General features: G+C 28.1%; 13 protein-coding genes. 2 read left to right on the top strand and 11 right to left on the bottom strand.

What is annotated here, in order from left to right:
* Nucleotides 1-479: 479 nt before the first annotated feature.
* The 5 genes from ABDZ93_RS19965 to ABDZ93_RS20175 form a co-directional block, all read right to left on the bottom strand.
* Nucleotides 480-1,259 carry a serine hydrolase gene (locus ABDZ93_RS19965; protein WP_343828277.1) on the bottom strand — a complete coding sequence of 260 codons (780 nt, stop codon included), beginning with the start codon at nucleotides 1,257-1,259 and terminating at the stop codon, nucleotides 480-482.
* 313 nt (nucleotides 1,260-1,572) lie between these two features.
* Complete coding sequence (locus ABDZ93_RS19960; RefSeq protein WP_343828276.1) at nucleotides 1,573-2,382, bottom strand: undecaprenyl-diphosphate phosphatase; 810 nt, start codon at nucleotides 2,380-2,382, stop codon at nucleotides 1,573-1,575.
* Nucleotides 2,383-2,398: 16 nt separating this feature from the next.
* Nucleotides 2,399-3,496, bottom strand: coding sequence for a hypothetical protein (locus tag ABDZ93_RS19955; RefSeq protein WP_343828275.1), 1,098 nt, complete (start codon nucleotides 3,494-3,496; stop codon nucleotides 2,399-2,401).
* A gap of 182 nt (nucleotides 3,497-3,678) precedes the next feature.
* Nucleotides 3,679-5,253 carry a phosphoenolpyruvate carboxykinase (ATP) gene (pckA, locus tag ABDZ93_RS19950; RefSeq protein ID WP_343828274.1) on the bottom strand — a complete coding sequence of 525 codons (1,575 nt, stop codon included), beginning with the start codon at nucleotides 5,251-5,253 and terminating at the stop codon, nucleotides 3,679-3,681.
* Between the two features lie 334 nt (nucleotides 5,254-5,587).
* Nucleotides 5,588-5,839: a hypothetical protein gene (locus tag ABDZ93_RS20175; RefSeq protein WP_425544810.1), complete on the bottom strand. Its 252-nt coding sequence runs from the start codon at nucleotides 5,837-5,839 to the stop codon at nucleotides 5,588-5,590.
* Between ABDZ93_RS20175 and ABDZ93_RS19945 the strand changes: the two genes are divergently transcribed.
* The gene (locus tag ABDZ93_RS19945) at nucleotides 5,838-6,992 is read left to right on the top strand and encodes a MurT ligase domain-containing protein (protein WP_425544809.1); all 1,155 of its coding nucleotides are present in this window, start codon (nucleotides 5,838-5,840) and stop codon (nucleotides 6,990-6,992) included. The two genes, ABDZ93_RS20175 and ABDZ93_RS19945, sit on opposite strands and share 2 nt — an antisense overlap.
* 15 nt (nucleotides 6,993-7,007) lie before the next feature.
* Nucleotides 7,008-7,730, top strand: coding sequence for a type 1 glutamine amidotransferase (locus ABDZ93_RS19940; RefSeq protein ID WP_343828273.1), 723 nt, complete (start codon nucleotides 7,008-7,010; stop codon nucleotides 7,728-7,730).
* A gap of 88 nt (nucleotides 7,731-7,818) precedes the next feature.
* Here the strand turns inward: ABDZ93_RS19940 and ABDZ93_RS19935 are convergent, their stop codons facing one another.
* The 6 genes from ABDZ93_RS19935 to ABDZ93_RS19910 all read right to left on the bottom strand — a co-directional run bounded on the left by ABDZ93_RS19935 (nucleotide 7,819) and on the right by ABDZ93_RS19910 (nucleotide 14,310).
* Nucleotides 7,819-9,078: a helix-turn-helix domain-containing protein gene (locus ABDZ93_RS19935; protein WP_343828271.1), complete on the bottom strand. Its 1,260-nt coding sequence runs from the start codon at nucleotides 9,076-9,078 to the stop codon at nucleotides 7,819-7,821.
* Nucleotides 9,079-9,093: 15 nt separating this feature from the next.
* Nucleotides 9,094-10,407 (bottom strand): helix-turn-helix domain-containing protein, encoded by a 1,314-nt coding sequence (locus ABDZ93_RS19930; protein WP_343828270.1) that lies wholly within the window; start codon nucleotides 10,405-10,407, stop codon nucleotides 9,094-9,096.
* 199 nt (nucleotides 10,408-10,606) lie between these two features.
* On the bottom strand, nucleotides 10,607-10,777 hold the full coding sequence (locus tag ABDZ93_RS19925) for a hypothetical protein (RefSeq protein ID WP_343828269.1): 171 nt from the start codon (nucleotides 10,775-10,777) through the stop codon (nucleotides 10,607-10,609).
* Nucleotides 10,778-10,958: 181 nt separating this feature from the next.
* Nucleotides 10,959-11,870 carry a ribonuclease H family protein gene (locus ABDZ93_RS19920; RefSeq protein WP_343828268.1) on the bottom strand — a complete coding sequence of 304 codons (912 nt, stop codon included), beginning with the start codon at nucleotides 11,868-11,870 and terminating at the stop codon, nucleotides 10,959-10,961.
* Nucleotides 11,871-11,895: 25 nt separating this feature from the next.
* Nucleotides 11,896-12,921 carry a YkvA family protein gene (locus ABDZ93_RS19915; protein WP_343828267.1) on the bottom strand — a complete coding sequence of 342 codons (1,026 nt, stop codon included), beginning with the start codon at nucleotides 12,919-12,921 and terminating at the stop codon, nucleotides 11,896-11,898.
* A gap of 330 nt (nucleotides 12,922-13,251) precedes the next feature.
* Nucleotides 13,252-14,310 (bottom strand): HD-GYP domain-containing protein, encoded by a 1,059-nt coding sequence (locus ABDZ93_RS19910; RefSeq protein WP_343828266.1) that lies wholly within the window; start codon nucleotides 14,308-14,310, stop codon nucleotides 13,252-13,254.
* Between the last annotated feature and the right edge of the window lies 1 nt (nucleotide 14,311).

The raw sequence follows: 14,311 nt of genomic DNA, 5'->3' as shown, positions 1-14,311 counted from the left end.
AATCTATCGGAATTAACTGGTTTTACCTTTTTCTCTGTTTAATTTTCAAAGACCATTTGGTTTTCATCATCATCGATTGCTTCCGACGACTCTTATTATTCTACTAGATAATCTCTTATCTGTCAACAATTTTTTAAGAAGTTTTTTCTTGAATTCTTGTTGTTTGTTGCCGCATCTCTCAGCGACAAGACTTATCTTATCATGATATAACATCATATTCTCTTACAATAATTGCATTGTATGAAATTAAATTCTTATTTCTTTAATTTCCTTATAATTACTATATAATTCTATTACTGATACACCTGGCAATATTGTTACCAATAATTCGAGTATCCCTTTATTTCTAATGATTATAAATCAATAAATCAAACGTTCATTTACCTTTTTCATTAAAATTTCATCGTAAATTTTTAATAATCTAATGTTAAATTAAGGAGCGTGGATAAAATCCACGCTCCTTAACTTAACATATTATATTAATTCCAATCCTTATCAATAATATCAAACATCATTTTCCCAACTCTTGTTAAAGAACTAACTCCATAAACATTAGATGGTAAATTTCTTGACATAACAACAAAAACAAAATCACCTTTTTCCAAATTTAATAACACAATATCATTTTCTATTCCTTCTAAACTTCCTGCTTTATGTGCTGTTTTAACTTTAAAATCTTTAGGCCAATAAAATGATATCCCTGTGGTTAATTGATTTCTTCTAATAACTTCTAGAATAAATTTACTATGTTCTTCATTTAATACTTTCCCCTTGCTTAGCAACGCTAAACCTTTACATAAATCAAAACTTGTAGTTATGTTTTCGTTATCAAATTCTTCTTTTTCACCTGATGGATACTTATTTATAAATGTAGATGTTAATCCCATATCATGAATGATACTATTTATCCTATCTTTGCCTATAGTGTTTATAAGTTTACATGCTGCTGTATTATCACTTTGAATAAGCATTGCAACTATTAATTCTTTAATACTATACTGTCTTCCTTCTAATTCATGTATAATACCAAAAGAACCAGAAACCTTATCATCATTTGTTATGGTTACTAATTGATCTAAAAATACATTAGTAGATTCCACTTCTTTCATTACTGCCATAGCAATAGGAAGTTTTATACAACCAGCGGCTACCATTTTAAGATCCTCATTAAACCCATAAGTGTAATCACTTTTTAAATCTGCAAAATAAAAACTATATTCCCCTTCTCTTGTTTCTAAATAACGTTTGATTTCTTTCATACATACCCTCCACATGCCAAATGGTAATATCGATTTATAACTAGCTATATTATAATTTTCTTTATATATTATGTCAAATTTCTGACTATTGTAAAAAAACAATAAAGTGATATACTTTTTTAGATTATACCACTCCATTATCCACATTAAACAAGTTAATATGCCTCATTTTCATCTTATATATATTGATTATAATATACTAATGCATACTATATATTTATATAATCACTACATTATACATTTACTTGTCCTATATTTACAAATACTTAACCTATTTATTTTATTTTAATACCGTCTACCAGTTAAGTAACTATTACCTGAAGCTTACAAATATCAACAATGCCAACCCTAAAATTATTCTATAGTATGCAAAATTCTTCATAGGTTTCTTCTTAAGATAACCTATGAATCTTTCTACGCATACCAAAGCTGATAAAAATGCAACCATGAATCCAATAATAAGCACTATTATTTCACCTTTATTTAGGATACTACCATGCTTAACTAATTTCAATCCGGAAGCTCCCACCATTACAGGGATTGCTAGGAAAAATGAAAATTCAGTTGCCACCACAGTTGACAATCCACTTATCCAGCCACCTATTATAGTTGATGCAGATCTAGACATACCCGGCCACAATGCTAAACACTGAAATACTCCTACACTAAAAGCTTGTGGAAAGGTAATGTAATCTACATCTCTAGTTTTCTCTTTTCTCCTAAAATGCTCTTCAGATAAAAGCATAAGAATAGCTCCAATTATCAATGCTAAGGCCACAGTAAATGTATTGAACAGATATTCATCAATTATGTCTTCAAAATACAAACCTAATACTGCCGCCGGAACACATCCAATCATTATATTAGTCCAAAATCTAATTGAATCTCTCTTTAGTTTAAATACCCCTAAAATAGTTGAAAATATCTTTTGTTTGTATAATACTAAAATAGCAAAAATTGCTCCAAGTTGAATTACTACAGTAAACAAATTTGCGAAATTCCCTGTAAAATCTAACACATCACCAACAATTATCATATGGCCAGTAGATGATATGGGAATAAACTCCGTAATTCCTTCAATTATTGCTATTATTATAGCTTTAAACAACAAAATAAAGTCCACACTTTTCCCCTTTCTATTATTTCTTTATAACCACCTGTCGTAAGGGATTAATACCATCTAATGAAATTTCTATAGTTGTACTACCTTTTTCTATAGATAAATTATAATAGGTATCAACCTTAATAAAATCTCCATTATTTACTCTAACATAAAACTCCTCTAACATTAAACTATTCATAAATGCCCCTAAAGTAAATTTCGTATTATTATCATCATCTTCTTTTATATTCTTTTTCGAAAATATAATAGTTGGAATTTTATCTGACTTATCATTTACATATTCCTCATAAGGATTAATATTAAATAAAGAATCATTGTCAACAAATATAGTTGGTTGAATATAACCTTTAGAAGTTTCTAATTGAGCACCCTTAACATCTTTTACATATGTTATATATGAGTTTATTACAGACCCCTCAAATTTACTGTTGTCAATTCTTATACTATAAGTACCTAGATATTTATTTAATAACTTTATAGACTTTTTATCTAAAGTTCCATCTTCGTTACTACTAACCTTAAGCTGCGATAAATCTTTATTTAATACCTGTATAGCACTTAAAGGTTCATCACCCTCCTTAAAATATCCACCTGTAATAGTATCAAACATTATCCACTTATTAAAATTAGAATCCCATACTTCTAACACAGAGTAGTTTCCATTTAATCTATATTCTCCAACTCTAACCTTTATACCTATTGAAGATAACAATTCTTGAAGTATGGTATTATAATCCTTTTGGGAAACCTTTTTTTCCGATATTAGAATTTTCAAAAGCTCTTCCCCATCTTTGTTAGTGTCCATATCAGACAGGGTTATTTCGCCTTTTTCACTTAACCATTTATTTATATCTATACATTTCATAATTTCACTAGTATTTTCACCAACTAAAGTATCTACCTTATATTTGCTTTTCAGGGTAGCTATTTCCGCTACAGAACTATCAATATAATAAAACTTTATATTATTTCCTGAATATAAGTTATCCCATTTTTCTATTTTAGTAGTATAATCTTTTTCTTTATCCTTTTGACTCAATATCCAAAATCCTACAACACTTAATATTATAACCAAGATACCTAATCCTATATTTTTCCCTTTTCTAGTTTTCAACCCATTACTCCCCTTTACATCTAAAATGTTGATATATTTATATTTATATTTTATTATAAACTTTTTTCCAATAAAATAAAAGTTTTCTATACTAAGTGATAATTTTACATTATTTATACTATTTTTTCTTTACATAAAGAAGAGAAACTCCACCAAACTAGAGTTTCTCTTCTTTAAAATTACTATTTATTATATCCAGGTGCTGCCTTTAATATTTCTTCGCTAACGTTATCAAATTTTTCAAAGTTTTCACGGAACTGTTTAACAAGATCGTACACTTTTTTATCATACTCTTGTTTATCTTCCCAAGTATTTTTAGGTTTTAATATTTCAGATGGTACATTTGGAACTTCTTTAGGAATAAGAACATTAAAGTTATCATCCTTTTCAAATTCTGTATTTCTTAAATTACCTTCTATTGCAGCCTTAACCATAGCTCTAGTATAAGCTAAGTTCATTCTTTTACCTACACCATATTCTCCACCAGACCATCCAGTGTTAACAAGATAAACTTCTGTATTATTTTGGATTATTCTTTCTCCTAAAAGTTTAGCATATACTTCTGGTTTCATAAGCATAAAAGGTTCACCAAAACAAGCAGAGAATGTAGCCTTTGGTTTAGTTATCCCTCTTTCTGTACCAGCTAGCTTACTAGTATATCCTGACATAAAGTGATACATAGCAGCTTCTTTAGATAATTTAGATATTGGTGGTATTACTCCAAAAGCATCTGCAGTTAAAAATACTACTGTATTTGGATTTCCACCTACTCCACTTATCTCCACATTTTCGATAAAATCTATAGGATATGCTCCTCTTGTATTTTCAGTTAAGGAATCATCATCAAACATAGGTCTATTATTCTCATCTAAAACTACATTTTCTAATAATGCTCCAAATTTTAAAGCATTATAAATTTCTCTTTCTTTTTCCTTGTCTAACTTAATAGTTTTTGCATAGCATCCACCCTCAAAGTTAAATACCCCTTCATTACACCATCCATGTTCATCATCACCAATTAGTTTTCTATCTGGATCTGCAGATAAAGTTGTCTTTCCTGTTCCAGAAAGCCCAAAGAATACAGCAGTATCACCATCTTCTCCTATATTAGCTGAACAGTGCATTGGGAATACACCCTTTTTAGGTAATAAGAAGTTCATTATAGAGAATATTGACTTCTTAATCTCTCCAGAATATTGACTTCCACCTATTAAAACAATCTTCTTTTCAAAATTTATTATTATAAAGGCTTCTGAGTTTACTCCATCCTCTTTTCCTTTAGCTTTAAACCCTGGTGCTACAACCACATTAAATTCTGGTTCAAAATTTTCTAATTGTTCTTTTTCATATCTTCTAAATAATTGATTAGACATTAAAGCTTGTGATGCCAATTCATTAACAACTCTTATATTCATGCTATACTCTTTCATTGCTCCAACATAGCCATCAAATACATATAAGTTTTTATCAGATAAATAATCCATAACTTGCGAATATAAATTATTGAAAATTTCTTCTTCTATAGGTAAGTTAACATCTCCCCAATTAATTAAATCATTGACACTTTCTTGTCTTACGATAAATCTATCTTTAGGAGATCTCCCTGTATATTTTCCTGTTTTTACCACGAAAGCTCCACTATTAGCAAGAACTCCTTCTCCATTTTTAACAGCATGAGAAACTAACTCAGCATAGCTTAAATTTCTATAAGCTTCCTTATTAGTATTAATTTTTAAATCATTTAAGTTAAAATCCATTTTATTACCCCCAAATATCTTCTAGGAATTAATGTAACACATTTTTTAATTTCCTAATATTATAATACTACTTTTTTATAAAAATGCAATAAAAATTTTATTTTTCTTTTCTAATTCATATTTTCCTTAAGATTATTGCAAGTTGAACTTCATTATAATGCATTTTTGATATACTCACCATATATAGTGCATCACTTTTATCGAATTTTGCTCTCTTTTAATTTCTTTTTTAAATCTAATTAACATTTGAAATCATCTTTTCATTTTCACTATAGAATGATGTCATTAATGTAGATATATGTTATAATATAAAATTGATATACTTGTAAATATCCTATATGTTTAATTTATAAAAAAACTTTGGAAAATATTTAAAGGATGTGTGAAAAATTAAAATTAATTCATTTATAGCTATAGTCACTTCAAAAATTATACTAAAATTAAGTACTAAATTATTTAAAGGAGGATCAAACTTTCCTGGCAAAGTTGCTTTAGCCTTAGATAAAAATATACTATCGACAATTGCAAAAGGATATAAAGTAATTTTAATTACAGGTACTAACGGCAAAACTACAACTACTAGCATGATTTATAATATTCTTAATAAGTCCGGTAAAAATGCTATAACAAATAATACTGGTGCTAATATGAATACTGGTATAGTCGCATCTTTCATTTCTAACTTCAAATTTTCTAATAAGAATAAAGAGATATATGCAGTTATAGAAGTAGATGAAGCTTACCTTAAATTCATAACAGAACATGTAAAGCCTGAAATAATTACGGTTACTAATCTATTTAGAGATCAGTTAGATAGATACGGAGAGGTTCATACCACTTATAATAAAATTTTAGAAGGTATACATAAATCCCCTCAGTCTCTTCTTGTTCTAAATGGTGATGAGTCTCTACTGGGTAAAATTAATGCCAATAATCCCGTGGTTTATTATGGCTTTAACGTTCCCATTAAAGAAAATACAGTTTTAAATGTAAATGCAGACAGTAAGTTCTGTAAGTTCTGTAAAACTCCTTATAGTTATGAATTTATTACTTACAATCATCTAGGCAAATACTTTTGTTCGGATTGCGGTTATGAAAGACCCGAGCTTAAATATCACATAGATGAAATAACGACTTTGAACGCTGAAGGCTCAGAAGTTGTTGTTAATGAAGAAAGTTACTTTATAAATCAATCTGGAGAATATAACATTTATAATGCTATTTGTGCATTATCTGTAGCCCGAGAATTAGGTATAGAATCAACTTCAATTAAAGCTTCTTTACAAAATCAAGAGAGCAGTTTTGGAAGACAAGAGAGCCTAAATATAAATGGAAAAGAAGTAAAAATAATTCTTGTAAAAAACCCTGCTGGTTATAATCAAGCTATAAATACATTACTTCTTAATGATAAACCAATAAATTTAGCAGTAATGTTAAATGATAATTATGCTGATGGTACAGACGTTTCTTGGATATGGGATGTAGACTTTGAAAATTTAAGTTCACTAGCAATAAAGGATATTATAATTTCCGGTATACGTCTTTATGATATGGCTGTAAGACTAAAGATTGCTGGTCTTAAAGAAGAAAGCTTTAAAATGTGTGAATCTGATGATAAACTTATAAATAATATAATAAGTGCTGAAGCAGAAACCACCTATGTACTTGTTACATATACTGCTATGTTACATCTTAGAAAGTTATTACACAGTAAAGGCTACATAAATAAAATTTGGTAAGGTTAAGGTGAGTTTATGGAAATTAATATATGTCATTTATATCCTGATTTATTAAATGTTTATGGAGATATTGGAAATATTCTAATCCTTAAACATAGGGCCGAGAAAAGAGGAATAGATGTTACAGTAAAAAACGTATCAATAGGTGATGAATTTAACCCAGAAGATTTTGATATAGTATTCTTTGGAGGCGGACAAGATTATGAACAATCCATAGTTTCTAAAGACTTAGTAGAAACTAAAAAACGAGGAATTACTGATTATATAGAATCTGGGAAAGTATTTATATGCATATGTGGCGGATATCAACTTCTAGGAAAAACATATGAAACTTCTACAGGTGAAGTTTTAGAAGGATTAGGTGTATTAGATATTTATACTAAAGCCTCTAATGAAAGATTAATCGGTAATTCAATTATATATAATGAATTCTTTAACGAAACCTATGTAGGATTCGAAAATCATTCTGGTAAAACTTACATTGGAGATTTAACACCTCTTGGTATAGTAAAATACGGATTTGGTAACAATGGCGAGGATAAAAAAGAAGGTTGCATTTATAAAAATACTTTCTGTACTTATTTTCATGGAAGTTTACTATCTAAAAACCCAGAACTTACAGATAGACTTTTGTCTTTAGCCATTAAAAATAAGTATGGTCAAGCTGAACTTTCCCCTCTAGATGATTCCTTTGAAATTAAAGCTAAAGATCATATTATACAGAGATTTATTAAATAAAAAAATATATAGGTTGTTGCAAAATAATCAAAAATCATTTTGCAACAACCTATTTTCATATTAAAACTCTAATTGGTAAAATCACTTACTAATAAAAACTTTTTTCCTTTTTAAAAGCTAAGCTAAAATATTTAATTGAGTCATTAACATTTCCCATATCATGATACATGTTTCCTATCCTCATATACCTTTTATATATTTCATTCTTAGTTCCATATTTCATCAAAGCATCCAAAGAAAGCATCATATAAGTTTCAGCCATTATATAATTTTTCTTCCTTTCGAATATCGTTGCTTTATAATAATACGCTTTTTCCATTATCGGAATAAGTTCTAATTCAATAGATAAATCTAGCACCTCTTCTATGTAATCTAAAACTAAATCGTAGTGTCCATATTTTATCAAAGTTTTAGCCCCTACAATTAAAAATTCACATAGCTGCTCTTTATTGCTTCTTGGATACTCATTCAATGCTTTTTGTATATATTCTAAAGCCTTGTCTTTAATATCATTTTCAAACATGGCTTTTGCAAGATCATAATATGCCCTAGCTTTTTTATCTAACAAGTTATCATATCTTTTTAAAGCTTGATCTTCATAGTACTTGACTTCATTGCCACCTAAATATATCTCTATTATAGCTAACACTTTATATATTTCTGCGTTTACATACTCATTTTTATTAAATGAAAGTATCTCCTTTAAATCTTCACTAACTTTTTTTGCTTTAACTATATTACTGCTCATTATATAGATTACTACCTGATTATAAGTTGCCTTTATATATTCTACTGAGTCCTTTTTATCTAGTTCAATAAGTTTTTTTCTTACTGTTGATATATAACTACCAGCTTGAGAATATTCACCATTAGTATATAAAAATTTTGCTATATACATATAATAATTGATATGTAAAATTTCATCTTTCGACTTTTGACAAGAATTATAATATCTAGGTATAGTAGTACTTAATTCTGCTGACATACCATGATTCAGATAGTATTCAAATAGTATTTGAAATAGTTTACAACTTAAATCGTAATAGTGGTATTTCTCTGCATAATCTACATTGTATAGTACATCTTCTAAAGAAATTAATGGTGTCATAGAATTAAACTTCTTAATATTTACTTCAATCTGTTCTCTCACACCGTGCTTTAAATACTCCATATCTAATCCAAGCTTATCTACAATAATTTCTAGAATCCAATCCTCTGGCTCCACCTTATTGTTTTCTATACAACTCATTTTAGAAACGGAAATTTTATCTTCACATATATCTTTTAAAGTTAGACCTTTGTATATTCTGGTCCTCTTTATTTTTTCTCCAGCCGATAATATTTCCATAGTTATCCCCCATTATTAAAAATCCGTTAAGCATTTTGTTTGTTCAAGAATCTTAACCCCTTCATCTAAATATTTTCTAGCTTCTTCTTCTTTTCCTAAGTCCATGTAAAATTTTCCTAAGGTAATAGCAATTTCAGCACTTTCCTTATAATAATTCATTTTTTCTGTATAGTTTAAAGCATCTATTAAAGTTCTTTCTGCTTCTTCATATTTTTTCTCTAGTAACTCAATTTTATATTTGAGAATATGATACTTGCACATTAAGGTACAGTCTGTTACACTTAAATTTTGCATGCTAAATACTATCTGTTCTAATACTTTTTTTGCATTTATTTCATCTTTTAATTTTATATAGTTATTGCAAATCAACATTAAAGTGTTAACCGTAGATTCTTCAGAAATCCTTTCTTTAATAGCTTTTGCGTCTAAAAGATGTTCAAAAGATCTATCTATATATCCATATTCTGAAAATAATTCTCCTAACCCAGACATTAAATATGCAACTAAAACATTTTGTTGTCTAGTTTTAAAAAGACTCAAACTTTTTTCAGTGTATGCAATAGCCTGGTTTAAGTTACCCTCTTTAAACCGCTCTTGTCCAATTTTCATAAATGATTCTCCATAGTTTCTTGAATCCTTTAGTTTTAAAAGTTTTTCTTCAGCATATTTCATATACTCAATTGCTTCTTTATCAATTCCCATTTTATTAAGAGTTTTGCTTATGTAATAATAAACCTTTCCTATAGCAACTTCGTTATATACATCACTTTCTTCAAATACCTTCTCTGCTTGTTGAAAATAGCTATATGCAGAATGATATGCATCGAGTTCAAGAGTAATTTTGCCTAGAAGCATAAATACTTTAATAATTTCATCACTACAATTATATTTAATATATATATTATTAGCCGAAAGTAGTAACTCCTGAGCTTCATCATATTCTTTTTTCTTTTCAAGTATTAAGGCTTTTAAATACAAATTAGTTGCCATATTCAATTCAAGATCATACTTTTCAATATATAAAAATGAATCTTCTAAAGCCTTCCATGCTACATCTAAATTATTGTTTAATATATTAGATTCCGCAATATTTTGATAGTATATACAAATCTTGCCTGCTTGTGTTTCTTCAGTCTCCATAAGGTGTTCTACCGAAACTTTTAATGCACTTGCTAAATATTCTAACAAGTCCATGCTAGGATTAGATTTACCTGATTCAATTAAACTTATTTGACCAGCAGTTATTCTATCTCCAGCCAGATTTTTTAAAGTTAAATCAAGCTCCTTTCTCCTTTTTTTTATTTTTTCTCCTAAAGATAAAATTTCCATAAATTCATCCTCTTCTCTTAGCAAATGCTTCCTAAATACTTCAGATAATTATACCCTTATATTGTATCATAAACAAACAAAATAAACAAAAATAAATGTCTTAAATTTTTATTAAATATGGGTTAATTTAATCGATTTTGTAATATTATATTAAACTTTTTTTAGAATAAAGAAAGCTAGAGCAGAATATCTGCTCTAGCTATCTTAAAGGAACCATTGCTTTATCTAACATATCCTCAGCTCTATGTTGAAATCTCTTTACTCTTTTCCTTAATTTTCTTTTAGTTCTTCCATCCATTGAAGGCATTACGTAATTAACAGCTAAGGCTAAACTTGCTATCAACACCATAATTTTTAATAACATTTTCATAAAATACACATCCCTTCTCATTGTATACCTATCTACTTAAAATTCCTTAGAATTTTATATAAATAAACATTTAAAATTACACAAATATTTACTTATTTATAATTAGCAGATGTAAGTATATTTATAGGATGCTCATATTCTAAATTTATATGCTTAAAATTTTCCTTTAATTATAATTAATTTATTTTAAATTTCTAACTAATTCTAATATAATTTTATCCTTAACTTCTATAGGTATATATTTCAAATAATTTTCTCCCTCATTCATATCCATACTATTTAAGAGTTCTACTATGCTGGAAATATCATATTTTTCTTCAATTTCTTTAGTATTATGAACATCTAAGGATATAACGTTACTAATATTTTTCTTAATAATTTTACAAAGTTTATTTTTAACATCACTAGTAGCAACCTTTATAGCATTGTTTCCAACGGTTTTATCAACTACAGAATCAAATTCTAACCCTGCACCACTCTTTGCCAATTCATCAGCAATATCATTATACAAATCATTGGTATGACTATCTACCTTAACAAATATAATATTTATATTTCCTTCTTTTTTTAACTTATTAATAACTTCATAGTATTCTTGTGATAAAACTGTATTTCTTTCCCATGCGCCTGTTGCATGTTGACATACCCCAGCATAATCATAAAATAATACTATTTCTTTATAGTTATTATCTAATGCATATTTTACACTCTCTATAGCAGCCTTAAGCTCTCCATTTACTTGTCTTTGATTGCACTCATTATTCTTTCCTCCACCATAGTTAACATATGTAATTATATCACTTTCAACTACAAGTAACCCATATCCAAACTCTTCTGTAGATATGTTATAGCTACCATCAACATATATATGAGGCACATCTAAAGGATAGTTGTCCACACCTTTCTTTAATTCTAAACTACTATCCAAATAATCTTTTGCCTCTTTTTCTGTTAAAAAGCTCTTGTATATAGCACCTTTAGCTCCCTTTACATAAGAAAGACACTCACTCCAACTTTTCACAATAATATTATTAACGTCAATATTATTATTAAAATCTTTTCCTTTTTTTATTGCATAATATTTCGTTGCCATAATAACTCCTACCTTAAACGTAGATTTATTTAGTAAAAAATACTATAGTCTTCTTTATAGATATCCTTACTACATCCACCATTTTTCTTATTTCTTTTGCCCCAAACTTGTCATTTAACAAAGCCATAGCTTCTCTAGAGATCTCTATAATATTACTCTGCCCTTCCCAATTATCAAGAATTACTTCTTCTGGAATATCACAAAGCACCTTTTGAAGTATAAAAAAAGTAACTGCTAGATCATCAATTTTACCTATAAGCGGTAATGTATCTGGCAATATATCTAAAGGAAACAAAAGATATCCTAAAGCAATAGATATATTAAACTTTACCTCCTTTGCTACTCTTTCATCTTTATATAACCTCATAAATAAAGCAATTATATCTGGTATCATTACTACATATGGGTACATCTTTTCATATTTTGCAGAAAATCTTTCTTTAAATTCTTTTCTAAATCTTCTATACGTGTATTCTATATGACTATCTAAATTTTTTTTATTACATTCTACATTTGAAATTAGTACTTCTTCTTCATGTTTTTCTTTATTTTTATCATCACCATTATAAATTTCATCATTAGATTTTTCACTTTCATTTTTAAAATTAAAATTACTAACCACTGCTTCAAGTCCATATGGGATTATAGATAAATCTTCTAGCTTAAAATCAACCATTGGTATAACTTTGCACAACTTATATAAATCTATATTTATTATATTATCAGTAAATTCTATACCCAAATTGGCTACTTTTGAGCTAATCACTTTTAATGCTACATTTACAACACCTTTAAATATTTTAAGACTTTTTAAATTAATTTTATCTATACTTAAATATAATTTATTATTCTCAACTTTATTTATGGATATATCAACAGAAAAAGGAATAGATACTCTATGTTTATAACTTCCAACTACATTAATATTTTTATCTATTAATATTTTGTCGATTTTAAGTCCTTCCACCGATACATAGTCTCGTAATACATCTACAACAATACTATATAAATCTTTTTCTGTTATTGTAATCTTTATATTAGATATCTTCATTTTACTTTACCTCCAATTGTACTCTAAGCATAATATAAACAGAGTTCTTTGCTTCAGAGAGAGTTTTTACTCCCTCTGAAGGTTACTAACAGAATTCTTAGTATCAGTATTTTCGATACTTAGAATTCGTTGTCCTTTAGGGGAAATCGTTATCCAGGGTCGCAGCCGCTCTTTACTCCCCACTTTGAAGAAGATGGGAGTATTAGAGCGGGTAGTCATCGGATAAAATATATTTATAAATATACCTAGCTTCTAAATTAAAACAAAAAGGACATACCCCAATTATACAGCATAATCAAGAACAGTACATCCCTCAATTCCATATATTTATTAAATTACACATTGGATAATTAAATTAATTTTTTCTAACAAATTAATTTCATAAAATTTTACTGGTTTTCTAGTTTCATGGTCATATAGTACTCTTAATATAGGTCTATCTGGGAACCCTTTATTCTGCCTTATAACATATCCCTCTACTCCGTTAGAAAGTTTTACACAACAACCTAGTGGATATACTGAAAATGTCTCTTTAAAAGTATGTACTAATTTTTCATCAAACTGACTCCCCGATCCCGAAAGTATAAGTTCATAAGCTTGATTAGGCTCAAACTTTTTTCTATAACTTCTATCACTAGTTACAGCATCATATACATCACATATTCCTACTATCTTACCAAATCTTGAAATTTGATTTCCTTGCAATCCATAAGGATATCCTTTTCCATTAACCTTTTCATGATGCTGCTCTACTCCTTCAATTGCGCAAGCTGAAATTTTATAATTTTTACTCAATATTTCTCCACCATAAATTGGATGTTTCTTCATAATTTCAAACTCTTCATTGGAAAGCTTCCCATTTTTATTAATTATACCTGCTGGCACTTTTATTTTCCCTATATCATGTAACATCCCACATATACCCAATTCTCGTACTACCCACTTTTTCATCCCTAGGCTTATTCCTAGAAACACTGCCATAATTCCAGTATTTATGCTGTGTAAAAATGTATAGTTATCATGAGTTTTTACATCATTTAAACATTTATTCACATCTTCAATTTCCATTATATAATTCAATAAATGGTCCATATTTTCTAAATATTCATCTCCATATGAACCACCTATACTTCCTATACCCCTTGATATGTTCTTTAAACTTTTCATAGTGGCTTGCTTTAGTACTATTAGTTTTTCATCTACTATGTCTATATCTTCTAATCTTTCATCCTCTATATAAACATAATATACTCCTAATTCTTCGAGTCTTTTTATGTACATACTACTAAGACTCATACCCGCTTTTAACAATATTCTTCCATCATCACCATATACATGTTTGCCAAGTATATCTGCTTCACTAACTCTACCTATATGTTCTAATCTCATG

Source organism: Clostridium subterminale (assembly GCF_039521425.1).
GTDB lineage: Bacteria > Bacillota > Clostridia > Clostridiales > Clostridiaceae > Clostridium_J > Clostridium_J subterminale.
This window is presented reverse-complemented; position numbering and strand designations above follow the sequence as displayed.